Annotated in this window: 22 protein-coding genes and 1 pseudogene; 15 read left to right on the plus strand and 8 right to left on the minus strand. The window is 72.3% G+C overall.

All coding sequences use genetic code 11. The features are described 5' to 3' along the window. Positions 1-25 precede the first annotated feature (25 nt). The 3 genes from GGR66_RS15830 to GGR66_RS15840 all read left to right on the plus strand — a co-directional run bounded on the left by GGR66_RS15830 (position 26) and on the right by GGR66_RS15840 (position 3,914). Positions 26-1,426: a cytochrome ubiquinol oxidase subunit I gene (locus GGR66_RS15830; protein WP_160970493.1), complete on the plus strand. Its 1,401-nt coding sequence runs from the start codon at positions 26-28 to the stop codon at positions 1,424-1,426. Continuing rightward, positions 1,426-2,442, plus strand: a complete 1,017-nt coding sequence (gene cydB / locus GGR66_RS15835; protein ID WP_160970495.1) for a cytochrome d ubiquinol oxidase subunit II — start codon at positions 1,426-1,428, stop codon at positions 2,440-2,442. The genes GGR66_RS15830 and cydB overlap by 1 nt, the downstream gene beginning before the upstream one ends. A gap of 107 nt (positions 2,443-2,549) precedes the next feature. Beyond that, positions 2,550-3,914, plus strand: coding sequence for an AMP-binding protein (locus GGR66_RS15840; RefSeq protein WP_184448950.1), 1,365 nt, complete (start codon positions 2,550-2,552; stop codon positions 3,912-3,914). A gap of 119 nt (positions 3,915-4,033) precedes the next feature. Here the strand turns inward: GGR66_RS15840 and GGR66_RS15845 are convergent, their stop codons facing one another. The 3 genes from GGR66_RS15845 to GGR66_RS15855 form a co-directional block, all read right to left on the minus strand. Then, complete coding sequence (locus GGR66_RS15845; RefSeq protein ID WP_184448952.1) at positions 4,034-4,570, minus strand: AAA family ATPase; 537 nt, start codon at positions 4,568-4,570, stop codon at positions 4,034-4,036. Between the two features lie 198 nt (positions 4,571-4,768). Then, positions 4,769-5,785: a pteridine-dependent deoxygenase gene (locus GGR66_RS15850; RefSeq protein WP_184448954.1), complete on the minus strand. Its 1,017-nt coding sequence runs from the start codon at positions 5,783-5,785 to the stop codon at positions 4,769-4,771. Continuing rightward, a complete protein-coding gene (locus tag GGR66_RS15855) occupies positions 5,782-7,143 on the minus strand; it encodes an NAD(P)/FAD-dependent oxidoreductase (RefSeq protein WP_184448956.1) in 1,362 nt (453 codons plus the stop codon). The genes GGR66_RS15850 and GGR66_RS15855 overlap by 4 nt, the downstream gene beginning before the upstream one ends. A 131-nt stretch (positions 7,144-7,274) precedes the next feature. Between GGR66_RS15855 and xanC the strand changes: the two genes are divergently transcribed. The 10 genes from xanC (at position 7,275) to fabG (ending at position 15,528) form a co-directional block, all read left to right on the plus strand. Beyond that, positions 7,275-7,544, plus strand: coding sequence for a xanthomonadin biosynthesis acyl carrier protein XanC (xanC, locus tag GGR66_RS15860; RefSeq protein WP_003470209.1), 270 nt, complete (start codon positions 7,275-7,277; stop codon positions 7,542-7,544). Beyond that, entirely contained in the window at positions 7,519-8,250 is a 732-nt protein-coding gene (locus GGR66_RS15865) for a ketosynthase (protein WP_160970503.1), read from the plus strand. The genes xanC and GGR66_RS15865 overlap by 26 nt, the downstream gene beginning before the upstream one ends. A 54-nt stretch (positions 8,251-8,304) precedes the next feature. Next, positions 8,305-9,054, plus strand: coding sequence for a lysophospholipid acyltransferase family protein (locus GGR66_RS15870; RefSeq protein WP_184449017.1), 750 nt, complete (start codon positions 8,305-8,307; stop codon positions 9,052-9,054). A gap of 9 nt (positions 9,055-9,063) precedes the next feature. Next, entirely contained in the window at positions 9,064-9,351 is a 288-nt protein-coding gene (locus tag GGR66_RS15875; RefSeq protein ID WP_017914445.1) for a hypothetical protein, read from the plus strand. Beyond that, positions 9,348-10,322, plus strand: a complete 975-nt coding sequence (locus tag GGR66_RS15880) for an acyltransferase (RefSeq protein ID WP_160970505.1) — start codon at positions 9,348-9,350, stop codon at positions 10,320-10,322. The genes GGR66_RS15875 and GGR66_RS15880 overlap by 4 nt, the downstream gene beginning before the upstream one ends. Next, on the plus strand, positions 10,246-10,893 hold the full coding sequence (locus tag GGR66_RS15885) for a LolA-related protein (RefSeq protein ID WP_304943939.1): 648 nt from the start codon (positions 10,246-10,248) through the stop codon (positions 10,891-10,893). The genes GGR66_RS15880 and GGR66_RS15885 overlap by 77 nt, the downstream gene beginning before the upstream one ends. Positions 10,894-10,993: 100 nt before the next feature. After that, the gene (locus GGR66_RS15890; RefSeq protein WP_184448958.1) at positions 10,994-13,351 is read left to right on the plus strand and encodes an MMPL family transporter; all 2,358 of its coding nucleotides are present in this window, start codon (positions 10,994-10,996) and stop codon (positions 13,349-13,351) included. Between the two features lie 4 nt (positions 13,352-13,355). After that, the gene (locus tag GGR66_RS15895; RefSeq protein WP_184449021.1) at positions 13,356-13,790 is read left to right on the plus strand and encodes a phosphotransferase; all 435 of its coding nucleotides are present in this window, start codon (positions 13,356-13,358) and stop codon (positions 13,788-13,790) included. 96 nt (positions 13,791-13,886) lie between these two features. After that, positions 13,887-14,603 (plus strand): MgtC/SapB family protein, encoded by a 717-nt coding sequence (locus GGR66_RS15900; protein ID WP_184448960.1) that lies wholly within the window; start codon positions 13,887-13,889, stop codon positions 14,601-14,603. Between the two features lie 187 nt (positions 14,604-14,790). Then, the gene (gene fabG, locus GGR66_RS15905; protein WP_184448962.1) at positions 14,791-15,528 is read left to right on the plus strand and encodes a 3-oxoacyl-ACP reductase FabG; all 738 of its coding nucleotides are present in this window, start codon (positions 14,791-14,793) and stop codon (positions 15,526-15,528) included. Between the two features lie 61 nt (positions 15,529-15,589). On the opposite strand, the gene GGR66_RS15910 is transcribed toward fabG, so the two are convergent. The 5 genes and pseudogenes from GGR66_RS15910 to GGR66_RS15930 all read right to left on the minus strand — a co-directional run bounded on the left by GGR66_RS15910 (position 15,590) and on the right by GGR66_RS15930 (position 21,897). After that, entirely contained in the window at positions 15,590-17,266 is a 1,677-nt protein-coding gene (locus tag GGR66_RS15910) for a tannase/feruloyl esterase family alpha/beta hydrolase (RefSeq protein ID WP_184448964.1), read from the minus strand. 281 nt (positions 17,267-17,547) lie between these two features. Beyond that, positions 17,548-19,098: pseudogene (locus GGR66_RS15915) on the minus strand (tryptophan 7-halogenase); the annotation flags it as partial. After that, complete coding sequence (locus tag GGR66_RS15920; protein WP_184448968.1) at positions 19,095-19,916, minus strand: glycosyltransferase family 2 protein; 822 nt, start codon at positions 19,914-19,916, stop codon at positions 19,095-19,097. The gene GGR66_RS15920 and the pseudogene GGR66_RS15915, both read right to left, overlap by 4 nt. Continuing rightward, positions 19,913-20,689 (minus strand): beta-ketoacyl synthase chain length factor, encoded by a 777-nt coding sequence (locus tag GGR66_RS15925; RefSeq protein ID WP_184449023.1) that lies wholly within the window; start codon positions 20,687-20,689, stop codon positions 19,913-19,915. Before GGR66_RS15925 ends, GGR66_RS15920 begins: the two co-directional genes overlap by 4 nt. An 8-nt stretch (positions 20,690-20,697) precedes the next feature. Beyond that, entirely contained in the window at positions 20,698-21,897 is a 1,200-nt protein-coding gene (locus GGR66_RS15930) for a beta-ketoacyl-[acyl-carrier-protein] synthase family protein (RefSeq protein ID WP_184448970.1), read from the minus strand. 217 nt (positions 21,898-22,114) lie between these two features. On the opposite strand from GGR66_RS15930, the gene GGR66_RS15935 reads away from it, so the two are divergent. Next, positions 22,115-22,375, plus strand: coding sequence for a YcgL domain-containing protein (locus GGR66_RS15935; protein ID WP_160970521.1), 261 nt, complete (start codon positions 22,115-22,117; stop codon positions 22,373-22,375). Beyond that, positions 22,368-25,685 carry an ankyrin repeat domain-containing protein gene (locus GGR66_RS15940; protein WP_184448972.1) on the plus strand — a complete coding sequence of 1,106 codons (3,318 nt, stop codon included), beginning with the start codon at positions 22,368-22,370 and terminating at the stop codon, positions 25,683-25,685. Before GGR66_RS15935 ends, GGR66_RS15940 begins: the two co-directional genes overlap by 8 nt. Positions 25,686-25,841 lie beyond the last annotated feature (156 nt).

A 25,841-nucleotide genomic window follows, 5' to 3' on the forward strand; every position in this document is an offset into this window, starting at 1 on the left:
GTTTCCGCTGCCTCAGGCGCTACTCATGGACGCCCTGCTGCTGTCGCGCATCCAGTTCGGATTCGTCATCAGTTTCCACGTGCTGTTCCCGGCCTTCACCATCGGCCTGTCGAGCTGGCTGGCGTTCCTGGAATGGCGCTGGCTGCGCACCCGCGACACGGTGTGGCGCGATCTGTACTTCTTCTGGCTGAAGATCTTCGCCGTGTCCTTCGGCATGGGCGTGGTCAGCGGCATCGTGATGAGCTTCCAGTTCGGCACCAACTGGGCGGTGCTCAGCGAACGCGCCGGCAACATCCTCGGCCCGCTGCTCAGCTACGAGGTGCTGACCGCGTTCTTCCTGGAGGCCTCTTTCCTGGGGGTGATGCTGTTCGGCTGGCACAAGGTGCCGGAGAAGCTGCACTTCCTGGCCACCTGCCTGGTCGCGATCGGCACGCTGATCTCCACGTTCTGGATCCTGTCGGCCAACAGCTGGCTGCAGACGCCGGCCGGCTACGCCGTGGTCGAGGGCGTGTTCCAGCCGGCCAACTGGCGCGAGGTGATCTTCAACCCGTCGTTCCCGTACCGGCTCACGCACATGGTGCTGGCCGCGTTCATCACCACCTGCTTCGTGATCGGCGGCGTCAGCGGCTGGTACCTGCGCCGCGGCGAGCATCTGGACGCGGCCGGGCGCATGCTCAAGCTGGCGGTGGCCTTCGCCGCGATCGCGCTGCCGCTGCAGATCGCCGCTGGCGATGCGCATGGCCTGAACACGCTCGAGCACCAGCCCATCAAGGTGGCGGCGATGGAAGGGCACTGGCACGGCGAGGCGCCGGGGCAGGGCGTGCCGCTGGTGGTGTTCGCGGTACCCAACGAGGCCGCCGAGCGCAACGACTACGAAGTCGCCATTCCGCGCCTGGGCAGCGTGATCCTGACCCATACGCTGGATGGCGAGATCGCCCCGCTGACCTCCGTGCCGGCCGACGAGCGGCCGCCGGTGAAGCCGGTGTTCTACGCGTTCCGGGTGATGGTCGGGCTGGGCATGGCGATGTTGCTGCTGGCACTGGTGTCGCTGTTCTTCTGGTGGCGCGGCACGCTGCTGCGCCGGCGCGTCCTGCACCTGGCCTGGAACGCAATGCTGCCGGCCGGGTTCGTGGCGCTGGTCGCCGGCTGGTTCGTCACCGAGATCGGGCGCCAGCCGTACGTGATCTACGGCCTGCTGCATACCCGCGACGCGGTCAGCCCGGTCAGCCCGGCGATGGTGTGGATCTCGCTGAGTGTGTACGTGCTCGCCTATGCGCTGGTGTTCGGGTTCGGCAGTTGGTACATCCTGCGCATGCTGCGCCACGGGCCGCTGCCGCACGAGCCGGCGCCGCGCATGCAGGAGGGCGACAAGACCCCGGCGCGGCCGCTGTCGGCGGCCGACGACGACATCGAGGAGACCCGCTGATGGACATGGCGACCGTATTGCCGGTGATCTGGTTCGGCGTGATCGGTTTCGGCGTGCTGATGTACGTGCTGCTGGATGGCTTCGTGCTCGGCCTGGGCATCCTGGCGCCGTTCGCCGAGGACGAGGACCAGCTCGATCTGATGATGAATACCGCCGCGCCGATCTGGGACGGTAACGAGACCTGGCTGGTGCTGGGTGGCGCCGGCCTGCTGGCGGCGTTCCCGAAGGCCTATGCGATCGTGCTGTCGGCGCTGTACCTGCCGGTGCTGATGATGCTGATCGCGCTGGTGTTCCGCGGCGTGGCCTTCGAGTTCCGCTTCAAGGCGCGCAGCTCCAAGTACCTGTGGGGCTGGGCGTTCGCGCTGGGCTCGCTGTGCGCGGCGTTCTGGCAAGGGGTGATCCTGGGCGCGCTGGTGGAAGGCATGCCGCTGCAGGACGGCAAGTACCTGGGCGGGGTGCTGGCCTGGTTCAGCCCGTTCTCGATGCTCACCGGCGCGGCGGTGGTGTTCGGCTACGCGCTGCTCGGCGGCAGCTGGCTGATCCTGAAGACCGAGGGCGCGATGCAGCACATCGCCCGTACCCTGACCCGGCCGCTGGTGCTGGTGGTGGTGGTGTTCATGGGCCTGGTCAGCGCCTGGCTGCCGTTCCTGGACTCGCGGATCATGGCGCGCTGGTTCCACGACGGGAACTTCTGGTGGCTGTCGCCGGTGCCGCTGCTGGTGCTGGTCAACGCGGTGGCGCTGTGGCGCGCGGCGATGGCGCAGGGTCGCGATGCGCGCCCGTTCGTGCTGACCCTGTGCTTCTTCGTGCTCGGCTTCTTCGGCCTGGTATTGGGCATCTGGCCGAACATCGTGCCGCCCGGGTTGACCATCTGGGAAGCGGCCTCGCCGCCGTCCTCGCAGGGTTTCGTGCTGGTCGGGCTGGCGGTGCTGCTGCCGGTGATCCTGGGCTACACCGCGTGGTCGTACCGGGTGTTCCGCGGCAAGATCACCGCCGACACCGGCTACCACCACTGACGGCGGCCGCCGCGGCGGCCGGCCGGCTTGCCAGCGGCGGCGGTGGCGGCCAAGCTACCGGCTTCCCGCGCCGTGCGGGTCATCGCCCGCCCGAGCCGCCGCCCCGCATGTCCGCCGTTTCCTCCGAGATTCCCGCCGCGCCCCTGCTGCACCCGCTCGCCGTCGGCGACGCGCACCGTCCGCTGGCCTTCGCCAACGGCGAGCACATCGATCTGGCCACCTTTCTTGGCCACGTGCGCGGCCTGGCCGCAGTGCTGCCGGCCGGCCGGCATGCGCTGAACCTGTGCGAGGACCGCTACCGTTTCATGGTCGCGTTCTGCGCGGTGGCGCTGCGTGGGCAGACCTCGCTGCTGCCGTCCTCGCGCGCGCCGGCGGTGGTGGCCGAGGTGCAGCGCACCCATGCCGACTGCTATTGCCTGGGCGACCTGGCGCTGGCCGAGCCGCCGCCGCGCTACTGGCAGTTGCCGGACGTCTTGCCGTCGCTGGACGGGCCGATGCCGCAGCTGGCCGACGATGCGCTGGTCGCGATCGGCTTCACCTCCGGCAGCACCGGCGTGCCCAAGCCCAATCCCAAGACCTGGGGCAGCTTCCTCACCAGCACCCGCCAGGACCTGCTGGCGCTGGTCGGGCTGTGGCCGGACACCGCGGTGCCGCAGGTGGTGGCGACGGTGCCGCCGCAGCACATGTACGGCATGGAGCTGTCGATCCTGCTGCCGCTGGTGACGCCGCTGGCGGTGCACGCCGGGCGCCCGTTCTTTCCCGAGGACGTGGCCCGCGCGCTGGCGCAGTTGCCGGCGCCGCGGCTGCTGGTGACCACGCCGGTGCATCTGCGCGCGCTGGTCGAATCCGGCGTCGCCCTGCCGCCGCTGGCCGGCATCGTCTCGGCCACCGCGCCGCTGGCGCAGGAGCTGGCCGCCGCCGCCGAGGCGCGCTTCGGCGGGCAGGTGCGCGAGATGTTCGGCTCCACCGAGACCTGCGTGTTCGCCAGCCGCCGCACCGCCTGCGAAGTGCCGTGGACGCCGTTGCCCGGCGTGCGCGTGGCGCCGCAGCCGGACGGCACCCTGGTGCACGCGCCGCATCTGCCGCAGCCGGTGCTGCTGGCCGACCTGATGGAAGTGGACGCCGACGGCCGGTTCCAGGTGCGCGGCCGTCAGGCCGACCTGCTGGAGATCGCCGGCAAGCGTGCCTCGCTGGCCGACCTTACCCGGCGCCTGCTGGCCCTGCCGGGCGTGGTCGACGGCGCGATGCTGCAGCTGGAGCCGGAACCCGGCCAGGCGGTCGGCCGCATCGCCGCCGTGGTGGTCGCGCCGACCCTGGACGAAGCCAAGATCCTGGCCGCGCTGCGCCGCGAGCTGGACCCGGTGTTCCTGCCGCGCCGGCTGCGCCTGCTCGACGCCCTGCCGCGCAACGAGACCGGCAAGCTGCCGCGCGATCGGATGCTGGCGCTGTTGGCTGGAGAGCGCGACGCCTGAGGCGCAGGCAGGTTGCATCGGTCACCAGGCCGATCGGATTGTCGACCCGTTAGGACGGGCTGCGCATGATGGAGCCTGTGTGTGCCAGGCGTCGCTCGCGTTCGAAGCGACGGCTCGCTTCACTCGGACAAGCGTCTCGACACCTCGGCGACGAGGCGCTCCACGTCCACCGGCATGCGCGTATCCACCGCGACGACGGCTCCTAGCCCGACCGGTCCGGCGTACTCGGCGAGCATGTCCGGCGGCAGTGCTTTCAACGGATGCGCTGCGTGATGCGTGCTGGCCGCGGCGCGCTCCCGAAAACGTCGGGCGGTTTCGTCGGGGCCGCAGTCGCAGTGCACTTCGACGATGACGGCGTCCAGGCTGACCAGTTTGTCGCGTTCGTACGCGCTGCGCGGCCGGAAGTTGGCTTCCAGCACCGCCTGCGGCGCATGGCGCGCCAGCGACCAGAGCAGTTCCATCGCCGCGCCGCCGATCCGGCGCGATGCGGCCAGATCGCCGCCGCTGTCGCCGAGGGCGTCGGTCAGGGTTTCCTTGATGACATCCTTGCAGAACAGCGGAAATCCGAGCCGTTCGGCGAGCGGGACCGCCAAGGTGGTTTTCCCTGCGCCAGGCGCACCGGACACGATCACGATCTTGCGGCGACTGTCGGACATGGCATGCCAGTGCAAAAGGTCTGGAACGGGCGCCACCGATCATCCGGCGACGCGACTTGGAAATCGGTGCGCGTCTTTGCAAGCGGCGAACCGCGGCAGCAGTGATGGCCTAACACCTCGCAGCGTTCGACGCCTGATCGAGCCAACCGCAGCGCCGGCGCGGCGATGGCGAGCTCGCGCACGCAGCGACGCGCTGCCTCAGCCGTGCACCCCGTCGATCTCCACCGCCAGTTCGTCGCGGCAGATCACCGCATGCAGCAGCAGGCGCGGCACGCGGTCGCCGAAGCGGGCGTCGAGGGCATTGGCGACCAGCGGCAGGTCGGCGGCTTCGCGCACGTAGACCTTCAGGCGGGTGCCGTCGCCGAACTGCGGCGGCAGGTCCGGGGCGTGGCTGCGGGCGGCTGCCAGCAGGGCGTCGAAGTTGGCGAAGGTCTCTTCCAGTTGCGCCAGCAACTGGCCCTGGTGCATGGAGGCGTGGCCGACCACGCTGGCGGTGCCCGACAGCAGCAGCGGCATGTCGCTGCCGGCCGGCGGCAGCATCGCGCGGGCGAAACTGGGCGGCTGCGGGCCGTACTGGCGCGGGTAGCGGTAGGCGCTGACCTGGCGCGGGTTCTCCAGCGGGGTGCCGGCCTGCGCGGCGGCCAGCCAGTAGATCTGCATCACCCGCGCGTCGTCGCAGCGGCCGACCGCGGTCGCCGCGGGCAGCTGGGTGGCGTCGAAATCGCCCAGCCCGCGCGCGCGGCCGACGCAGAAGCGCCGGTAGCGCTCGCGGTCGCCGCTGCCCAGGGTGATCGCGTCGAGGTAGTTCCAGATGCGCAGCAGGCGCGGGGTGGCGCTGCCGGACACGAAGGCGGTGATCTGCGCGTAGGCGAGCGCGGCGGCTTCCTCGATGTCCAGGTCGACCTGGCGTTCGTCGATCTCGATGACGCCGAACTGCAGGCGGCCGTCGCTGGCCCAGGCGATGTCGCCGTCGCGGCCGCTGTGCACCGGGGCGTCGGTACGCCATACCTCGAGCATGCGCGGACCGTGCGGCTGCAACGGCACGCGCAGGTAGCGTGGGTCGTCGTGATAGGGCGCAGTCTCGCCGAAGCCGAACACCGCCAGCACCCGGTCCTCGCCCAGCAACGGGCTCGGGTCGGTCTCGGCGATGTAGTCCACCTGCAACTGCGGATGGCCCTGCGTGTGGTGCGGAAACTGCAGGTGCGGGCGGCTCATGGGGTGGTGTCTCCGTGCAAGGTGTCGCCGTGGAACGATTCGCGGGCCTGGCGGCGGCGGTGGCGCCAGGCGCGCCAGGCCCGCGGCAGCATCGCCACCGCGGACAGCGCATAGATGGCGCGGAACACGCGCAGGCGGCGCAGCACCGCGCGGTTGTCGAAGACGTCGCCGGCGAGCATCGCCACCACCGCCTGTTCCACCTGCAGCACGTTGCGCGGCTGCGCGAACAGCTCGCGCATGGTCGGCGAGGTGAAGCGGTAGATGAACCACTTGAACTCGTCCAGGCCGCCGCGCAGGTGCCGTTCCAGGCGCCGCTGCAGCCGCGCCTCGCTGGCCGGCTCGCGCAGCACCGCGTCGACCATGGCCGCGCCGCGCTCGGCGCTGTGCATGGCCAGGTACACGCCGGAGGAGAACATCGGGTCGACGAAGGCGTAGGCGTCGCCGAGCATCAGCCAGCGCGGCCCGCTCATGCGCGTGCATTCGTAGGCGTAGTTGCCGGTGGCGTGCACCGGCGCCACGCGCTGCGCGCCGGCCATGCGCTCCACCACGTCCGGATTCAGCGCCAGGGTGCGCAGCAGGAACGCCTCGCTGTCGCAGCCCTGGCGGGTCTTCATGTACTCCGGGTCGCACACCGCGCCCACGCTCATCACATCGTCGGGCAGCGGGATCAGCCACATCCAGCCGTGCGCGTGGCGGTAGATGCTGATGTTGCCGGCGTCCTCGCCCGGGCGCCGCGCCACGCCGCGGAAATGGCTGAACAGCGCCGCCGACTGGTGCCGCGGGTTGGACCGCTTGAGCTTGAGCTTGTTGCCGAGGAAAGTGTCGCGGCCGCTGGCGTCGATCAGGTAGCGCGGCCGGTAGTGGCGCACGCCATCGGCGCTGCGCGCCTGCACCGTCGGCGTCTCGCCGTCCAACTGCACTGCCTCGACCCGGATGCCCTCGTGCACGTCGGCGCCGACTGCGCGCGCATGCGCGAACAGCACGCGGTCGAAGTCGGCGCGCGGCACCTGCAGCGCGAAGTCGGACTGCGCGCCCAGCGCGTGGGCGAAACGGAAGGTGTTGTAGCCGCCGGCATCGTTGGGGAAGTCGGCGCCGAGCTTGAGCACGCCGATCGCCCGCACCTGCTCGAGCACGCCCAGCCGCTGCAGGATCGGCATGTTCATCGGCAGCAGCGATTCGCCGATGTGGAAGCGCGGGTGGTGGTCCTTTTCCAGCACCGTCACCCGCCAGCCGCGTTGCGCCAGGACGATCGCCGCCGCGCAGCCGGCCGGCCCCCCGCCGATCACCAGCACGTCGGGCGTGTCTGCCGCGGCGGCGCTTGCGGTGGGGGGAAGGGAAGCAACAGCGGGGGACGTCATCCTGAGGGAACCTGCGGGCGCAACGGCGGGGCGAAACGGCATGATAGCGTGCTGTTCGCGGGCCGATGGTTGCGCCGCAGCGCCCGATGCACCATCTTGTCGCACCCGTCCTTTCGCCTGGAAGCCCCTGGATGTCTTCGCAAACCGCCGCCGAACGTGAACTGGCCGAGCTGCTGGTCGAGAGCCTGAACCTGGAAGACGTCCAGCCCGGCGACATCGATCCGGAGGCACCGCTGTTCAATACCGGCCTGGGGCTGGACTCGATCGACGCTCTGGAACTGGCGCTGGCGATCAGCAAGCGCTACGGCTTCCAACTGCGCTCGGACAACGACGAGAACCGCCGCATCTTCGCCTCGCTGCGCGCGCTGTCGGCGCATGTCGAAGCCAACAAGACCAGCTGAGCCGGCCGACGCCGCGCCCTGGGCGCTGGCCCTGGGCGTGCTGCTGGCGCTGGCCTACTCGCCGCTGGCGCACTGGGCTAACGCCGCGCACCGCCCGGATCTGGCGGTGCTGGCCGGGGCGGCGCTGGTGCTGATGGTGCTGGTGGAGCCGATGGCGCGCTGGCGGCCCTGGGCCTGGGCGTTGGCCATCGCCGCGACGGCGGCGCTGGTGCCGCTGTGGCGCTCGCCGCACGCCCTGCTGCTGCTGGCCGCGCCGCCGGTGCTGTTCACCGCCTGGGTGGCCTGGTTCTTCGGGCGCAGCCTGCAGCGCGGGCGCACGCCGCTGATCACCCGCATCGTCGAGGCCCTGTACCGGCAGGCCGGCATGCCGATCACCCCGGAGCAGTTGCGCTACACCCGCCGCCTGACCCTGGCCTGGACCCTGCTGCTGGTGGGGCTGACCCTGCTCAACCTGCTGCTGGCGCTGTGCGCCCAGCCCAGCGGGGTGCTGGCGCAGTTGGGCCTGGCCGCGCCGCTGCCGATCAGCGACGCGCGCGCCTCGCTGTTCGCCAACCTGCTGGGCTACGGGGTCATCGGCGGCTTCTTCGTCGGCGAGTACCTGATGCGCGGGCGCTGGTTTCCGCAGCGTCCCTACCGTAATCTGCCCGACTTCCTGCACCAGCTGGCGCGGCTGGGGCCGGTTTTTTGGCGCGATCTATTGCGCTGACGCGCGAAGTGCAGGGGACGCTAGGTCGTGCAGATCATCAAGGAAAACACCAAGTTGCCGCAGGCAGGGATGCCCTCGCGCATGGTTTGGGCCGTGTGGAACGCCCTGCAGCTGGTATTCACCCTGGCGTTCACCGCGCTGGGCATCGTCGTCGCGCTGGTGCTGCTATGGCTGACCGGGCCGCGCCTGCCGTTGCGCATGGGCGCGCGCTTCTGGGCGCCGGTGCTGCTGTTCGGCGCCGGTGCGCGGCTGCAGGTGGAGGGCCAGGAGCGGGTGGACTGGTCGCGCAACCACCTGTTCGTCAGCAACCACCAGTCGATCATCGACATCTGCGCGCTGTTCATGGCGCTGCCGGTGCCGCTGCGCTTCCTGCTCAAGGACGAGATGCTGAAGGTGCCGTTCGTGAACTGGTATGCGCGTGCGACCGGCATGCTGTTCCTGGACCGCGACAGCCGCCGCGCCGGGGCGATGATGCGGCGCGAGGCGGCGGCGCTGCTGCGCCGTGGCCAGGACCTGTGCCTGTTCCCGGAAGGCACCCGCAGCCGCAGCGGCGCACTGGCCGACTTCAAGGCCGGGCTGCTGCAGGCCGCGATCGACGCGGGGGTGGACGTGGTGCCGGTGGCGCTGGACGGGGCGGGCAAGGTGCTGCCGCCGACCAGCCTGTTCCGGGTCCGGCCCGGCGTCATCCGGGTGCGGATCGGCGTGCCGATCCGGGTGAACGGCGAGGACGGCCCGCTGAACCGCCAGGAATTGACCCAGCGCGCGCACCAGGCCGTCCGTGCGATGCTCGAACCCAGGATATGAGTCGCCCGTATGCAATTCGTCGTACCGCATGATCATCCCAGCCTGCCCGGCCACTTCCCGGGCCGCCCGGTGGTGCCCGGCGTCGTGGTGCTGGACCACGTGCTGCAGGCCGTCGAGGCGGCGCACGGCGCGCGCGCGCCGCTGCGCCTGCCGCAGGTGAAGTTCGTGCAGCCGCTGTTTCCCGGCCAGCCGGCGCGGGTGGAACTGGACGGCGCCGCGCCGCGCTGGCGCTTCCGCGTGCTGCGCGGCGAGGACCTGCTGGTCAGTGGCGAACTGAACGCCGAGGCGGCGCCGTGAGCGCCGGCTGGAAGCAGCGCCCGGAAGGCGGCGGCCGCTTCGCCCTGTGGCTGATCCGCAGCATCGCCCGCTACGGCGGCCGTGCCGTCGGGCGCCTGCTGCTGTATCCGATCACCCTGTACTTCCTGCTGGTGCGCGGCCCGGAGCGGCGCGATTCGCGGCACTACCTCAGCCGCGTGTTCGACCGCCCGGCCACCTTGCTGGAAGTGGCGCGGCACATCCACACCTTCGCCTCGACCATCCTCGACCGGGTGTTCATGCTGTGCGGGCAGATGCACCGGTTCCGGGTGGACATCCGCGGCCTGGACCAGTTGCACACGCAGATGGACCGCGGCCGCGGCGTGCTGATCTTCGGTTCGCACCTGGGCAGCTTCGACGCGCTGCGGGTGCTGGCCACCGAGCGTCCGGACGTGCAGGTCAAGGTGGTGCTGGACAAGGCGCACAATCCGGCGATGACCGACCTGCTGGGCGCGCTGAACCCGCAGCTGGCCGCCAACATCATCGACGCCGGCATGGACAGCACCTCGATCGTCATGGCGATCAAGCAGGCCGCCGACGAGGGCGCGCTGGTCGCGCTGCTGGTGGACCGGCCGCGCCCGGAGGATCCGGCCTTGCCGGCCGCCTTCATCGGCCAGGGCGCGCTGTTCCCGACCTCGCCGTGGCTGATCGCCGCCGCGCTCAAGGTGCCGGTGGTGCTGGCGTTCGGCCTGTACCGCGGCGGCAACCGCTACGAGCTGGTGTTCGAGACCTTCAGCGAAGGCCTGGACCTGCCGCGCCGGCAGCGCGCGCCGGTGCTGGCCGCGCTCATCCGCGATTACGCCGCCAGGCTGGAGCATTACACCCGCTCCGCGCCCTACAACTGGTTCAACTTCTACGACTTCTGGAACAACCGCCATGCCGATGCGCCGCACCTTGCCGTGGATGCTGATACTGCTGTGCAGCGCCGCACCGCTGTGCGCCGCATCGCCTGAGGCGCCGGACGCCGACTGGATCCTGCAGAAGCTGGCGCGGCCGGCGCCGGTCAGCACCGCTTTCGTCGAACTGCGCGGCTCGGCGCTGCTGAAGACCCCGCTGCGCGTGCAGGGCGAGTACCGCCGCCCGGACGCGCAGACCCTGGTGCGCGAGGTCACCGCGCCGTACCACGAGACCACCACCCTGCGCGGCGGCGAAGCCACGCTGGAGCGCGACGGCAAGCCGCCGCGGCGCTTCTCGCTGGCGCGGGTGCCGGAACTGGCCGGCCTGCAGAGCGGCTTCGGCGCGCTGCTGTCCGGCGACCGCGCGCTGCTGCAGCAGCAGTACACCATCAGCAGCACCGGCACCCGCGAACGCTGGCAACTGGAGCTGCAGCCCAAGGACCCGGCCGTGGCCGCGCACGTGCGCAGCCTGCGCCTGTACGGCCGTGGCGCCGAACTGCGCTGCATCGAGACCATCCCGGCCAAGGGCGATGTCCAGCGCACCCTGCTGGCCGGTGCTGCGCAGGCTGCCGGTACACTCGTCGACGGGGCTGCACTGACCGCGCTGTGCCACGGCGACGCGGCGTGAACCACGCATCAGATGATGGGCGCCGGCAGCGCGCTGCCGGGCTGACGGCTGCGCGTGCCGCCGCTGATCGCGCAGGGCAGGCATGCATGGGAACGCGGCAATGAAGCGTGCCCTCAGTTCGAAGATGCGCATCTCGCTGGCGCTGCTATGGCTGGCGCTGCTGACCGTGGCCGGGATCTGGCTGGGCAATGCGCTGCAGGTGTCGGGGGACTTGCGCAAGTTCATGCCGGAAGCCCGCACCCCCGCGCAAAAACTCCTGCTCGACGAACTCGGCGAAGGCCCTGGCTCGCGGCTGCTGCTGATGTCGCTGTCCGGGGCCGATCCGGCCACGCTGGCGCAGCAATCGCAGGCGCTGCACGCCGAACTGGTCGCGCAGCACGATGTGTTCGAACTGGTCGCCAATGGCGCCGATGCCGGCCTGGACGCGATCCCCGCGCGCCTGCTGCCGTACCGCTACCTGCTCAGCGACAGCTTCGACGCCAGGCCGCTGGATGCGCCGACCCTGCGCGATGCGCTGCAGGCGCGGCTGCAGGACCTGGGCTCGCCGGCGGCGGCGATGGTGGAGCCGCTGCTGCCGCGCGACCCGACCCTGGAGGTGCTGCACCTGGCCGAGAGCCTGCAGCCGGCCGGCGGCCCGCAGCAGCGCGAGGGCGTCTGGTTCGACCGCGCCGGCAAGGACGCGCTGCTGGTGGCGCAGACCCGCGCCGCCGGCTTCGATCCCACCGGCCAGCAGCGTGCGGTGGACGCGATCCATGCCGCCTTCGCCAAGGTCTCCGCGGGTAGCGCGAGCAAGCTGACCCTGACCGGTCCGGGCGCGTTCTCGGTGGAGATCGGCGGGCGCACCCAGAACGAGGCGCAGTGGATCGGCACCCTGGATACGGTGGGGCTGATCGTGCTGCTGCTGGTCGCCTACCGCAGCTGGAAGATCCCGGTGCTGGGCGTGCTGCCGCTGGCCAGCGCCGGCCTGGCCGGGCTCGGTGCGGTGGCGCTGCTGTTCGATGGCGTGCACGGCATCACCGTGGCGTTCGGCTTCACCCTGATCGGCGTGGTCCAGGACTATCCGATCCACCTGTTCAGCCACCAGCGCCCGGGCCTGGATCCGCGCGAGAACGCGCGCCATCTGTGGCCGACCCTGGCCACCGGTGTGGTCTCCACCTGCATCGCCTACGTCACCTTCCTGTTCTCCGGCGTGGACGGCCTGCGCCAGCTGGCGGTGTTCACCATCGCTGGCCTGCTGGTGGCGGCGCTGACCACGCGCCTGTTGCTGCCGGCGCTGATCGATCCCTCGCCGCGCGACCATGCCGATTCGCCGATGCTGGAGCGGCTGTGGCGCGGCATCGCGCGGCTGCCGCGGCCGCGCTGGTCGCTGCTGCCGCTGGCCCTGCTGGCGGCCGCGATCATCGTGTTCGCGCCGGGGCCGTTCTGGCAGAACGACCTGTCCAAGCTGACCCCGGTGCCGGCCGATGGCCTGGCCCGCGACGCGCACCTACGCCAGGAACTGGGCGCGCCCGACGTGCGCTACGTGCTGGCCCTGCCGGCCGCGTCCGCCGACGCGGCGCTGGTCGCCTCCGAACGCCTGCGCCCGCGCTTGGACGCGTTGGTGGCGCAGGGCGAGCTGGCCGGCTACGACATGGCCGCGCGCTACCTGCCCAGCGCCGCCACCCAGCGCCGGCGCCAGGCCGCCTTGCCCGATCCGGCGCAGGCGCAGGCGATCACCGCCGCCGCGGTGGCCGCCACGCCGTTCCGCGCCGACGCCTTCGCGCCGTTCCTGGCCGACCTGCAGGTCGCGCGCACGGCGCCGCTGCTGACCGCGCGCGCGCTGCATGGCACGCCGCTGGCGACCCCCGTCGGTGGCCTGCTGCTGGAGCGACCGGATCGCACCACCGCACTGGTGTCGCTGACCGGGCTGCGCGATCCGGCGCAGCTGGCGCGCGCGGTGCAGGGCAGCGGTGCGCAACTGCTGGACCTCAAGGATGCCTCCGAATCGCTGGTCGCCGCCTACCGCGGCCGTGTGCTGGCCGCGCTGGGCGTGGCCGCGGTGCTGCTGGCGCTGACCGTGGCGATCGCCTTGCGCACGCCGCGGCGGATCGTGCGCGTGCTGCTGCCGATGGCGCTGACCACGCTGCTGATCCTGGCGATCCTGCGCGGCTGCGGCGTCGAACTGAACCTGTTCCACCTGATCGCGCTGATCCTGGCCGCCGGGCTGGGCCTGGACTACGCGCTGTTCTTCGACCACGCCGGCGACGATCGCGCCGACCAGTTGCGGACCCTGCATGCGCTGATCGTGTGCAGCCTGATGACCTTGCTGGTGTTTGCGCTGCTGGCCGCTTCCAGCATCCCGGTGTTGCGCGCGATCGGCAGCACCGTGGCGTTGGGCGTGCTGTTCAATTTCGTGCTGGCGCTGCTGATTTCGCGCGAGACCGCCAGCGAAGCCGAGGAGACCCGCCATGCACACTGAGCCATTGCACGGACGCGACGCCATCGCCGCCCTCGTCCCGCACCAGGGCCTGATGTGCCTGTGGGAGGAGGTGGTGGCCTGGGACGCGCAGCGCGTGCGGCTGCGCAGCGGCGCGCATCGCCAGGCCACGCATCCGCTACGCAGCGGCGAACGCCTGCGCGCGTTGCACCTGTGCGAGTACGGCGCGCAGGCGATGGCGGTGCACGGCGGCCTGCTCGGCCGTGCCGCCGGCACGCCGGTGCGGCCGGGCATGCTGGTGGCGCTGCGCGGGGTGCAATTGCACGTCAGCGAGCTGCAGGACCTGGCCGGGCCGATCGAAGGCGAGGCCGAGGTGCTGCTGCAGGCCGACGACAGCCAGCAGTACGCCTTCCGCATCACCCATGCCGGGCAACTGCTGGCCGAGGGCCGCGCCACGGTGGTGCTGGGCGCGGCCGGCTGAGCCGGCGCCTGCCGCCGGCGTCAGGGCGCCGCAGCACGGGTGTGGCAAGGTAGCGCCACGTCGATCGCGACGGGATGGGAACAACGGAGCTTGTTGATGCGGTCCATCGAAACCTTCCATGCCGCCGCGTTCCTGGACACGGTGGTCAGCCTGGTGGCGGCGTTCCTGCTCGGCACCCTGATCGGCGCCGAACGCCAGTACCGCCAGCGCACCGCCGGCCTGCGCACCAACGTGCTGGTGGCGCTGGGCGCGGCGGCGTTCGTGGACTTGGGCATGAGCATCGCCGGCAGCGCCGAGGCGGTGCGGGTGATCTCCTACGTGGTCTCGGGCATCGGCTTCCTCGGCGCCGGCGTGATCATGAAGGAAGGCATGAACGTGCGGGGGCTCAACACCGCCGCCACGCTGTGGTGTTCGGGCGCGGTCGGCTGCTGCGCCGGCGCGGACATGCTGGCCGAGGCCGCGCTGCTCACGGTCATGGTGATCGGCGGCAACACCTTGTTGCGGCCGCTGGTCAACGCGATCAACCGCTTCCCAATCACCGCCCAAGCCACTGAGATGCACTATGCGGTGCGCCTCACCGTGGCGACGTCCGCCGTGCCCGAACTGCGCGAGCGCCTGGTCGAGGAACTGGAGGCGGCCCACTACCCGGTGAGTGCGGTGGACCTGATCGAGCGCGGCGACGAGCAGACCGAGCTGGTGGCTTCGCTGGTCAGCAGTGCGGCGCACCCGGACGAACTGGATGCGGTGATCGCGCGGCTGGAACGCAAGGGCGAGGTCGTGCACGGCACCTGGGAAACCAGCACCCGCGACTGAGTCGAACGGCCGCGGGGCGGCCGCAGGCGCTGGCTATGCCGGTGCGACATCGCGATTGATGCGCGCAGCGCCGCGGCGCCGCCGGCGGCTGCGGCAGCGAGTACCCATGGCGCAACGCGTCCGGGTTTGCTCTACGATGGCGGCCCCTTGTCTGCGGCCGCCGCCGGTCGCCAGCGGAGCCTTGCCGATGACAGCTTCCTCTTCTTCGCGTCGTGCCCTGGTCACCGGCGGCAGCGGCGATCTCGGTGGCGCGATCTGCCACGCCCTGGCCACGCAGGGCCTGCACGTGATCGTGCACGCCAATGCCAACGTCGCGCGGGCCGCGGCGGTGGTGGAGGCGATCGTCGCCGCTGGCGGCAGCGCCGAGGCGGTGGCGTTCGACGTGGCCGACGCGCAGGCCAGCGCGCAGGCGCTGGCGACGTTGCTGGAGGCCGGGCCGATCCAGGTGTTGGTCAACAACGCCGGCATCCACGACGACGCGCCGATGGCGGGTATGACCGCGGCGCAGTGGCACACCGTCATCGACGTGTCGTTGCACGGCTTCTTCCACGTCACCCAGCCGCTGCTGCTGCCGATGGCGCGCACGCGTTGGGGCCGCATCGTCAGCGTGTCCTCGGTGGCGGCGGTGCTGGGCAACCGCGGGCAGACCAACTATGCCGCGGCCAAGGCCGCGCTGCACGGCGCCAGCATGTCGCTGGCGCGGGAAATGGCCAGCCGCGGCATCAGCGTCAACGTGGTCGCGCCGGGCGTGATCCAGGGGGCGATGGCCGAGAGCGCGTTCCCGCCGGAGGCGATCAAGCAGATGGTCCCGGCCGGGCGCACCGGCAAGCCGGAGGAAGTGGCCGCGCTGGTCGCCTTCCTGTGCTCGGACGCGGCCGCCTACATCAACGGCCAGGTCATCGGCATCAACGGCGGCATGGGCTGACCGCGCCAAAGACGACGCGGCTGTCGCGCCGCCACGCCGGCGGCGCAACGGCGATCCGCGCTCAGCGGCAGACGAAGCTGGACGCTGCCTCCACGTCGCCGCCGACGTAGCGCGCCACCTGCGGATACGGGCACAGCGGCCGGCTGCGCTGGCTGCTCCAGCTGGCCGGCACCTCGTTGTTGGGCGCGGCGCTGCCGCTGCCGCGTGCGTTGGCGACGATCGCGGCCGGCGCCTGGCCCTGCTCGACCCAGGCCACCAGCGGGGTCAGCGCATCGAACTGGTCGGTGGCCGGTCCGCCGGCGCAATGGGCCATCGCCGGCACCGCGAACAGGCGCGCGTAGCTGGCGGCGTCGGCATCGGCCGTGCGCAGGCGGTCGTACCAGGCCGCGGTGTCGGCGAAGGAGAAGATGCCGTCGCCGGTGCCGTGGTAGATCAGCAGCTTGCCGCCGCGCGCCTTCAGCGTGGTCAGCCGGGTCTCGTTCGGCGGGGTCATGTACGACCAGGCGGATTCGCGAAAGGCGCCGGACGTGGCGAAGATCTTCGGCGCGTCGCGGTCCATGTCGAACTGCAGCGCGTACCGCTTCAGGTCTTGCAGCATCGCCGGGTCCTCCGGCGGGGTGACGAAGCCGAAGGCCACCGATCCGGGCACCAGGGTCAGCGAGGCGTCCTGCCGCCAGCCGGCCCAGTCGCCGCTGGCGATGCCCGGGTCGTAGGGGAAGGGTGCGTACAGCGGCGTTCCGGCGCTGTTGCGCACGCCGGCGTGGATGGCGACCAGCGCGCGCTTCTGCGCCGGAGTCAGGCATTGGCCGGTGCGCCCGGCGCTGCCGCAGGTGGCGACGTCGCGGTTCAGGTCGAAGCGGCGCTGGCAGGCGAGCACGTCCTGCACCATGCCGTCGCGCACGCCGTCCAGCGCATCGCAGGTGGCGACGATGCGCTCGGCCACCAGGCTGCGCTCGGCCGCGTTCAGGCCGCTGCGCGTGTCGCTGCCGCCGGCCAGCGCCGCCAATTGTTGGGCCGCGGCCAGGTCCGCGATCGCCGCCTTGGGCAGGTGGAAACCGGGGTCGCCGACCAGGATGCCGTCGTAGTCCTGCGCATCGCGCGCGGCGGCGACCATGCCGTGGCGGCCGCCGTTGGAGCAGCCGCCGAAGTAGCTGTAGTCCGGCGCCTTGCCGTAGGCGATCTGCACCACGCGCTTGGCCATCGGGGTCAGCGCCTGCACCGCCTGGTAGCCGTAGTCCAGCCGCGCCTGCGGGTCGCGGCCGAACAGCGGGTTCTGCGCGTTGCTGTGCCCGGCATCGGAACTGATGACCGCAAAGCCCATGCGCAGCGGGTTGTCGCGCTCGCCGCCGCCGCCGATCTCGCCGAGCGCGGGGACCACGTTGCCGTCCAGGCCGCCATTGGCCTGGTAGAAGAAGCGTCCGTTCCATGCGACCGGCAGGCGCATCTCGAAGCCGATCGCATAGGACTGGCCGTCCGTGCCGACGCGTTCGTGCATCAGCCCGGTGATCTGGCAATGCGCGCCGATCGGTTGGCCGCCTACCTGCAGGGCGCCGGCGGCCACGCTGCGCACCGCGGTGAAGCGGGTGCCGGGATAGGCGAGCCGGCCCGCCAGCGCGTCGCACGACTGCTGCAGCGGTGCCGGCGACGCCGGAGCACGCTCGGTCGTCTGCGCGTGTGCGGTGGAAGCGGTGGCCAGAGCGGCCAGGGGAAGGGCCAAGGCGAGCAGCGTGGAGCGCATGCGGTTCTCTCCTGAAAGGCGCGGGCGCGGCGGGCCTGTGTCGCGCCGGCGGCGCGGGGCGTCAACCGCGGTGCGTGCGAAAACGCGAATGTACGGGCGATATTCGCCCCATGTGACGCAGGCCGCGTAATTGCGGCGCCCGCTGGCGGCGCGCGGCGCTGTGCGGAGCGCGCGTTGTTGCAGGGCGGCATGGCCCTGCGCGTGGATCAGGCGGCGTCCGCGTACCAGTCCGGCGACAGCACAGGCAGCGGCGTCTGCGCCTCGCGGCAGGCATCCAGCAGGCCGTGGTCGGCCAGCGCCGGATGCTGCTGGCGGGCGCGGGCCAGGATTTCCCCGGCCAGTTCCGCCATGCGCGCGACATTGCCGTGCAGGCGGGCGACGAAGGCCGCGTCGTCCAGCCGGTCGCTCAAGGCGCGGTTGAGTTCGTGGAACCAGCCGATCAGGTACTGGTCCAGCAGGCGCCCGTCGGCCACCGCCGCGGCCTGCACGCGATTGGCCGCGCCCCAGTCGCGCAGCAGCGCCTGCACGCCCAGGTTGAGCGCGCTGGCGTGCTGCAGCGCCGGGCGCAGCCGGCCCAGCACCGCCAGGTCGGCGATGCGGTCGGTGCAGTACAGCGGCGCCAGCAGCGACCAGTAGTAAGTGTAGTCCCAGATCACCTTGACCGGCATCACCTGGGCGTCGCCGAACAGCGGGTACTGGTCCTGGTAGAGGGTCATGGTGTTCTCGTAGAACGAGAAGTACAGCTGCTGGTACAGCTCGGCGTAGGGCGCGATGTCGCGCCCGGCACGCTCGCGCCCGATCAGCTCGCAGATATAGGTATTGCTGATGGCGATGAAGTCGCTGCCCGGCGAATAGAACGGGTCCAGGAACACGCCGGCTTCGCCGGTCAGCGCCCAGCGCTGCGCCGAGAACACCTGCTTGCAGCCGTAGGAGAAGTCGCGCAGGAACAGGAAGTCCTGCACCGTGTGCTCGCTGCGCTCCAGCGTGCTGGCCACCTGCGGCTGGTGCGTGCGCAGCCAGTCCATCGCCTTGGCGTGGGTGTTCATGGTCTCCAGCGGATGCATGGCGGCATCGCAGACGATGCCCAGCGAATGCGCGCCGGAGGACAGCGGGATCAGCCAGAACCAGTAGCCGGGGCCGCACATGTGGTTGGTCGAGCGCCAGCGGTCCGGCGGCGTGCAGCGCTGCAGCCAGGCGCTGTCCTGCGACCAGCCGTTGGGATCGACCAGCCCGTCCACCCGCCACCACACCGCATTGGCCTGGTGCGCGTTGTCCTGCGCCAGGCCGAGCTTGCGCTTGAGCAGGCCGGCGCGGCCGCTGGCGTCGATCACCCAGCGCGCCTGCAGGCGGGTTTCGGCGCCGTCGCGGCCGTAGCGCACGCAGTGCTCGCCATCGTCCTCGGCCAGGTCGACGCCGCGCACCGTGCTGCCGTCGAGGAACTCCACCCCCAGGGCGCGCGCGCGTTCGCCGAGGAAGTTCTCGAAGCGGCCGCGGTCGATCTGCCACGACGGGGTAGGCAGCAACTGGCTCACCCCCAGCTCGGTGCACTGGTCGATGTCGGCGCGCCCGTCGGAGAAGAAGAAGCGGAAGCCGAACTTGCGGATCTGTTCGGCGTCCAGGTGCTCGCGCAGGCCCAGCACCTCGGCGAAGTAGTGCGCGCCGATCTCCACCGAGGATTCGCCGACCTTGAAGGCGGCCTCGCGCACGGGATGCGCGCGCCGTTCCAGCACGCGGATGCGCAGCTGCGGGTCGCGCTGGCACAATTGCAGCGCCAGGGTCAGTCCGGCCAGTCCGCCGCCCAGAATCGCCACATCCGCCTGCGCTGCATTCATGTCGTCTTTTCCTTGCCGACGGCCAGGGGTGCCGTGTCGAGGGTGCCGTCGACGTCGTCGATCAGCACCGGGTTGGCGCGGGTGCGCCGGTACTCGCGCACCACGTGCCCGTAGGTCCACACCTGCACGATCACGTGCGAGGTGATCTTCCACAGATCGCGCACCAGCCGGAAGTGGCTCTTGCGGAACGTGCCGGGAGTCTGGCTGGCGTAGCGGGTCTCGATCGGCACCGCCACCACCCGCGCGCCGGCCTGGCGCGCGGCCGAGATCAGCAGCTGTGCCTCGAACACGAAGCCTTCGCCGGGCACGTCGGGCAGGGTGTAGACCGACTGCGGGTACAGGCGCTGGCCGCTCTGGCTGTCGACCAGGCGGAAGCCGCAGCCCCAGGCGATGCCCCAGTCGCCGAAGTCGTTGCCGATGCGGCGGATCGGCGGCTGGCTGGCGCGCTTGCGCAGGCGCGCACCGACGATCACGCAGCCGGGGTGGCGGTTGGCCGCGGCCAGCAGCCGCGGGAAGTCGGCGGCGCTGTGCTGGCCGTCGCCGTCCATGGTCATCACCGCGCGCGCGCCCTGGCGCTGCGCCTCGGCGAAACCGCTGCGCAGCGCCGCGCCCTTGCCGCGGCGCTGCGGGTGGCGCAGCAGGGTCACCGGCAGGTCGGCGATGCAGTCGCTGGTGCCGTCGTCGGAGCCGTCGTCGACCACGATCACCCGCGGGCAGTGCGCCAGCGCGTCGCTGACCACCTCGCGGATGCGCAGCCGTTCGTTGAGGGCCGGAATCAGGATCGTGGCGTCGGCGGCGGTCAGTGGCGTGCGGCTCATGCGCGCAGCTCCACCTGCAGGCAGCGGCCGCCGCCGGCATCGAGCGTGCAGCCGCTGCCACCCAGCGCCAGCGCGTCGAACAGCGGCAGCATCGGTGCCATCGCATTGCCCGCGGCATGCCGTGCCAGCGGGCCGTCGCCGATCGGTGCGGTGCCGTCGCGCAGTTGCACCTGCAGCTGCGGCTTGTCGTCGCGCGTGCCGGCGCTCAGCACCAGCGCGCCGCCGAGCAGGCCCTCGCTGCGCGCGATGCGGCCCAGCGCGCCCACCGAGCGGCTGTCGTAGCCGACCAGCAGCACCGCGTCCTCGCCCGCGGCCAGCTGCGACAGCGCTTCCAGCAGGCCCTGCGCGAAGCTGCCGCTGTGCGCGCTGATCGCGGTCGCCGCGGCGGTGGCGCCGGCGCCGATGGTCCAGTAGCCGGCGGCGGCGTTGTGCACCGAGTTGTGGAACTTGGTCGGCGAGATCGCCAGCGGCTCGCTGGCCAGGGTGGTGCACATGTAGTCGGTGATCGCCAGGTCGCCGTGGGTGGAGGTGAACACCGACGGCAGCGTGGCCGGGTCGCGGCCGGCGTCCTGGCAGGCGGCCAGCGCCGCGTCCAGCGACACCGCCACCGTGTCCGGCGCGCGGCGGCGCTCGTTGGGCGCCAGCAACTGCGGCGACGGCCGTGCCGGCGTCTCCAGCAGCGCGCCGTCGCCGCGCGCGAACGCCTGCGCCAGCGCCCACCCGGGCAGCCCGGGCGCCCAGAAACCGATGCCTTCGATCGTCGCGCGCAGCATGGGCGTGCTCATGCGCGGCCGAACAGCAGCGAGCAGTTGTTGCCGCCGAAGCCGAAGGAGTTGTTCATCGCGTAGCGGACCTGTGCATGGGCGGTGGCGAAGCGGATCTGCGGGCCGCAGGCGGGATCGGGCAGTTCGCTGTTGAGGGTGCCGGGCAGCAGGCCGTCGCGCAGCGCCAGCAGCGCGAACACCGACTCGACGATGCCGGCGGCGCCGAGCGTGTGCCCGGTCCAGGCCTTGGTCGAACTGGCGTGCAGGGTCGGCGGGAACAGCGCCGCCACCGCGGCGGCCTCGACGCTGTCGTTGGCCGGGGTCGCGGTGCCGTGCAGGTTGAGATAGCCGACTTCGGCCGGCTCCACCCCGGCGCGCTGCAGCGCACCGCGCATCGCCAGGCCGGCGCCCAGCCCCTGCGGATGCGGCGCGGACATGTGGTGGGCATCGCTGGATTCGCCGTAGCCGCACAGCAGCGCCTGCGCCGGCGGCGCATCGGCGGCATCGGCGCGTTCCAGCAGTGCGTAGCCGCCGGCCTCGCCCAGCGACAGCCCGACCCGGCGCACGTCGAACGGCCGGCACGGTTCCGGCGACACCACCTGCAGCGAGTTGAAGCCGAACAGCACGCTGCCGCACAGCGTGTCCACACCACCGACCAGCGCCGCGTCGACCACGCCGGCGGCGATCAGCCGTGCCGCCTGGGCGAATACCTTGGCGCTGGACGAGCAGGCGGTGGCGACGGTGATGCACGGCCCGCGCAGGCCGGTGGCGGCGCGCACGAAATCGCCGAGCGAATGCGGGGTGTGCACGATCGGCCGGTCCAGGTCGGCAGGCAGGCGCGGGCCGTCCGCGTCGTGCTCGAGCCGGGTATAGGCCTCCTCGCTGGCACCGATGCTCGAAGTGGAGGTGCCCATCACCACCGCCACCCGTTCGGCGCCATGCCGCTGCGCCGCGGCGGCCACGGCGGCGGCCATGCCGTCCTGCTGCAGGGCCAGCCAGGCCAGGCGGTTGTTGCGGCATTCCCACGCGGCCAGGGCGTCCGGCAGCGCGGCGGTTTCCAGCCCGTCAACCCGGCCGATCCAGCATTCCAGCGGTTGCGGACCGAAGTCGTTGCGGCGCAGCCCGCTGCGGCCCTCGCGCAGCGCCGCGGCCTGGGCCTGCAGTCCGCTGCCGAGCGCGTTGGTCGCGGTGTAGGCACGGATTGCCACGGGAGCCATGCGGGGCGACGGGGACGCTTCGGTCACGCGGTATTCCATACAAGGTCAATCAACGGAGTATATCGACGCATTCGGTCATGCCGTGAAACGCCCGCAATGCGAACGTGAATAGCGCTCCGGCCCGGATCCGTTCAGCGCAGGGCCGGCGTGCGCTTTCGCCGCTGGCGCATTTCCTCCACAATCGCTTGCCTTTCCACGCCAGGCGCACGCCACGGGCATGCAAGCCTACGTCTACAAAAGCCAACGCAAGCCGGACACCTATCTGTATCTCGCCGCCCGCGACGACTTCGGCCGTCTGCCGTCGGACCTGCTGGCGTCGCTGCAGCCGCTGGCGTTCGTGCTCGAGGTGGCCTTGACCGCCGAGCGCACGCTGGCCCGCGCCGATCCGGCCGCGGTGCGCGCCAACCTCGCCGGCTGCGGCTTCCATCTGCAATTGCCGCCGCGACTGCCCGGCACCACCGATCGACACGATGACTGACTCCTTTCTCCGCGCGCGTGCGCCGATGCTCGCCGCCGCGCTCGGCGCGGTGCTGGCGCTGGCCGCCGGATTCGGCCCGCTGGCCGCCGCGCTGGGCGCATGGCTGGCGCAGCCGGCGTTCGCGCTGGCGCTGTCCTGGCACCGCGGCAGCCGGCCGCGTCCGCGCGCGGCGCGCGAGCTGATCGGCGCGGCGGCGCCGCTGCTGGTGCTGTGGGCCGGCGGCATGGCGCTGGTCGCGGTGCTGGTGGCCTGGCCGCTGGCGGCGCTGCACGACAGCGGCAGCCTGGCCGCGGCGCTGGCGCTGAGCGTGGCCGCCAGTGCCGCGTTGCTCGGCCTGTGGCGGACCTGGCCGCTGTGGCACGGCAGCGACAGCGAGGGCGGCCCGCTGGGCGCGCGCTGGCACACGCTGGCGCAGCAGGACGTGCAGGCCTGGCGCGGGCTGGCGGTGGCCGCGCTGGTGCTGGTGCTGGCCGGGCTCGGCGTGGTGCTGGCCTGGCCGGGATTGCTCGCCGAGGCCGCGCGCTGGCCGCTGGCGCTGGCCTATGCGCTGCTGTCGCCGCTGCTGCATGCCGGCCTGCAACGGGTGGCGCCGCCGCAGGCGCTGACCCCGCCGGTGTCCTCCGCCGACCTGTTCGCCGAACTCAGCGCCACCGCCGCGCCGCGCGCGGACGAGCCGCCGCCGGCGCAGGACGAACTGCATGCGGCGCTGTACGACGCCGCCCGCGGTGGCCGCGTCGATCGCGCGCTGCAGTTGCTGCAGGCCGGTGCCGATCCGCACGCGCTGCCCGCCGCCGAGTGGCGCGACCAGCGCAGCCTGCCGGTACTGGCCGCGGTGCTGCCGGACCTGCGCCTGCTGCGCGAACTGATCGTGCGCGGCGTCGACGTCAATCGCCCGCACCTGGGCATGACGCCGCTGCTGGCCGCCACCCGCGACAGCTGGCATGGCCGCCCGGAGGCGGTGATGACCCTGCTCGCCAACGGCGCCGACCCGCGCGCCAGCGACGGCGACGGCAACACCCCCCTGCATCACGCCGCGCGCAGTTCCGATCCGGGCGTGGCCGCGCTGCTGCGCGACGCCGCCGCCGAACTGGACGCGGCCAACCGCGACGGCCTGACCCCGCTGGCGGTGGCCTGCCAGGTCGGCAACTGGCGCATGGCCAAGTTCCTGCTCGAGCGCGGCGCCAAGCCCGAACCGGCCGAGGCCAGCCCGGTGCTGCTGGCCGCGGCCGGCACCGAGGAAGACGATCCGGCCGGCGTGCAGTTGCTGCTCAAGCACAAGGCGCGGGTGGACGCGCGCGACCGCCAGCGCCGCAGCGCGCTGCACGAGGCCGCGCAGGCCGGCCACGTGGAGATCGTGCAGGCCCTGCTTGGTGCCGGCGCCAACCTGGAAGCGCGCGACGCGCTGGGCCGCACGCCGTGGCTGGAAGCCGCCCGCCACGGTCGTGTGGCGGTGCTGGAACGGCTGTTGCCGCACAAGCCCGACCTCACTGCGGTCGATGGCGACGGCCGCAACGCGATCCTGCTGGCCTGCACTGCCGACCACGTCGCCACCGGCCTGATCCGGCGCCTGCTCGACCTGGGCGTGGCGCCGGCGCAGCCGGACCAGAGCGGCCGCCGCGCGGTCGACCTGGCCGCCGAGGCCGGGCGCTGGGCGATCGTCTCCGCGCTGGACCCGGACTACCCGCTGCCGGCCGCGGTCAGCGACGGCCAGGGCGAGACCGGCCCGGCCGGCCTGCCCGACCGGCCACCGCTGGAACTGCTGCGCGAGGGCCTGCAACTGGGCCAGCCGCGCGACGGCCTCGCCGCGCTGGCGCGGCTGTGTGCGGCCGAGGAACTGGGCGCGCTGCTGCACGATGCGCCGCTGGCGTTGAACGCGCAGGCGGTGGACTGGCTGCTGGCGCACGGCGCCGAGCCGGAGGTGCTCGATGCCTGCGGCGACACCCCGATGTTCGCGCTGCTCTCGCGCGGCGTGGAGGCGGTGCCCAGCCTGCAGGCGATGCTGCGCCACGGCGTGTCGCCGGCCGGCCGCGGCGGCCTGACCCGGCTGCTCGCCGCCTGCGCCCAGCACGATCACGCCTCGCGCGCGCTGGAACAGTTCGCGCTGGAACTGCTCGAGCGCGGCGCCGATCCGTTCGCGCCGTCGCCGGCCGGCGACCCGCCGCTGTCGCTGGCGGTGCGGCTGGGCTGGCTGCGGCTGCAGTTGCAGTTGCTCGAACGCGGCGCCGACCGCGAGGCGCGCGACAGCCACGGCATGACCGCGCTGCACCTGGCCGCCGCGCTGGGCCGCGAGGCCTCGCTGAAACTGCTGATCCAGCAGGGCGCCTCGCCGGATGCGCGCGCCGCCGACGGCCAGACCCCGCTCGGCGTGGCCCTGGCCAGTGGCCGCCGCGACCTGGCCGACTGGCTGGACTGGCGCACCTGGCCGCTGCCGCGGCGCCCGCTGCGCGAGGCCGACGTGCCGGCCGCGGCGATGGTCGGCGACGCCGAGGCGATCCGCCGGCTGATCGATCTGGGTTTGCCGGTGGATGCGGTGGACGCGCAGGGCTGCACCGCGCTGCTGCGTGCCGCCGGCGGTGGCCATGCCGCGGCCGTGAAGCTGCTGCTGTCGCGCGGCGCCGATCTGCAGCACGCTGCGGCCAGCGGCGCCACGCCGCTGTCGGCGGCGGTGAGCATGCGCCAGACCGAGATCGTCGCCGCCCTGCTGCAGGCCGGCGCGCAGATCGAACACCGCCTGCCGGGCGGCGTCACCGTGCTGATGCTGGCCTGCGCGCTGGGCTTGCCGGACATCGCCGCGCGGCTGCTGGCCGCCGGCGCCGACGTGCATGCCGGCGACGCCCAGCAACTGGCGCCGCTGCACTGCGCCGCGCTGTACGGCTTCACCGCGCGCGACAAGACGCGCCTGCTGGCCCTGCTGGACACCTTGCTGCTGGCCGGTGCCGAGGCCGACCGCGGCTCCGCCGGCGGGGTGACGCCGCTGCTGTTGCTGCTGGGCGCGCGCGCCGAGCCGGGCACGGCCTGCGAGGAGCCGGTGGTGCTGGCCGGCGTCGAGCGCCTGCTCGACGAGGAGGTCAGCCTGGAGGTGCAGGATCCGCGCGGCTTCGGCCCGCTGCACCTGGCCGCGTTGCACGGCCTGCCGCTGCTGGTGCAGCGCCTGCTGCGCGCCGGTGCCGATCCGGAACTGCGCGATACCTTGAATCGCACCCCGCGCGAGATCGCGGTGATGCGCGGTTTCGTCGACGTCGCCGGGCAGTTCCAGCCGGCGCTACCGGGGGTGTCGTCGATGGCCCGCTTCCTGCGCGAAAGCCGCTAGCGCTCTTCCTTCTCCCACCGGGAGAAGGTGGCCCGGAGGGCCGGATGAGGGTAGGGCGCCGCCTCGTGTCGCCCTTGCACCGCGCCTTGTGCCGCACCCTCACCCCAACCCCTCTCCCGGTGGGAGAGGGGCTTGCGGCATCGCGCGGCATCGGCG

The sequence above is a fragment of the Xanthomonas sp. 3498 genome, assembly GCF_014199795.1.
GTDB lineage: Bacteria > Pseudomonadota > Gammaproteobacteria > Xanthomonadales > Xanthomonadaceae > Xanthomonas_A > Xanthomonas_A rydalmerensis.